This window comes from Alcanivorax sp. HI0044 (assembly GCF_001634945.1).
Window position 1 is genome coordinate 1 of record NZ_LWEZ01001745.1, and the last position, 1,098, is coordinate 1,098.

General features: G+C 58.8%; 2 protein-coding genes. Both read left to right on the forward strand.

Translation table 11 applies throughout. The features are described 5' to 3' along the window. Window positions 1–294: acyltransferase (locus tag A3730_RS26155; protein ID WP_197477651.1), on the forward strand; the 294-nt coding region annotated here is incomplete at its 5' end. 170 nt (window positions 295–464) lie between these two features. Beyond that, window positions 465–1,064, forward strand: coding sequence for a TetR/AcrR family transcriptional regulator (locus A3730_RS26160; protein ID WP_063520981.1), 600 nt, complete (start codon window positions 465–467; stop codon window positions 1,062–1,064). Window positions 1,065–1,098 lie beyond the last annotated feature (34 nt).

Genomic DNA, 1,098 nt, shown 5'->3' on the forward strand with positions numbered 1-1,098 from the left:
GATGACACACGCATTGCCGCATATTGCACCCTCTTTGCTTTCAATCATGGCATGGATGCGGACCGGCTGGTGCGCGAGCAGCCTGTGACTTCCCGGGGGATCCGTATTGGCTGTGACGTCTGGATCGGTGCCCGTGCGGGTATCGTGGATGGCGTCACCCTGGGGGATCATGCCGTAGTGGGCATGGGCGCGGTGGTCACCCGTGACGTGCCGCCCTGGACCATCGTTGCCGGCAACCCCGCCCGTCCCATTGGCCGTCGTCCGGGTGCCCCGCCGCTGTCGGCCTCCTCCTGAACGCAGACTGTCATGGCTGGCAACAGTCTCACTATTGAACGGCGTTTAGATGTTGTGGTTAACTGTCCGCTGCGCTGACGCAACGGGATCACGCTCAAACCGGAAAACAGGCTCGTTACCTTTTACGTAACTGGCTCCAGAACAACAGGTAACTATTGCAGGGCATACCCATGGCACGCCGAAACCAACACAGCCGCGAAGAATTACAGGCCCTGGCCATCGACGCTGTGCGCGAGCTGGTGGCGGAACAGGGGTTGGGAAAACTGAGTGTGCGCAAGGTGGCGGAAAAAATCCGTTATACGCCCGGTATGCTCTATCACGTTTTCGCCAATCTCGATGACCTTATTCTGCATGCCAACGCGGCGACCCTGGATACCCTGTTGGGCGACATGCAGGCGTCATCCAACCTGCCCCCGCCCCGGGCGCTGCATCAGATGGCCAGCGCCTACCTGTCATTGGCACGCACGCAAACCGCACTGTGGCAGATGGTGTTTATGCATCGCATGCAGAATGCGGCGCCGGTGCCCGCCTGGTACCAGCAACGCACGGCGCAGTTGTTTGAGCGGGTGGAACAGCAAATGGCCCGGTTGGCAGATGGACAGTCTGCCGCTGCGATCCATCTGGCAGCCCGTACCCTGTGGAGCAGTGTCCATGGCATTGCGGTATTGGCGGCAGAAAACAAACTGGAAGTGGCCGGCGATGTGGATGAGCAGGCCATGCTGGATTCGTTGCTGGAACATTATTTAAATAGTTGGGCGAGGGAGAGTTGAAAGTTCAAAGTTGAAACGCTAACGATGTTCTACA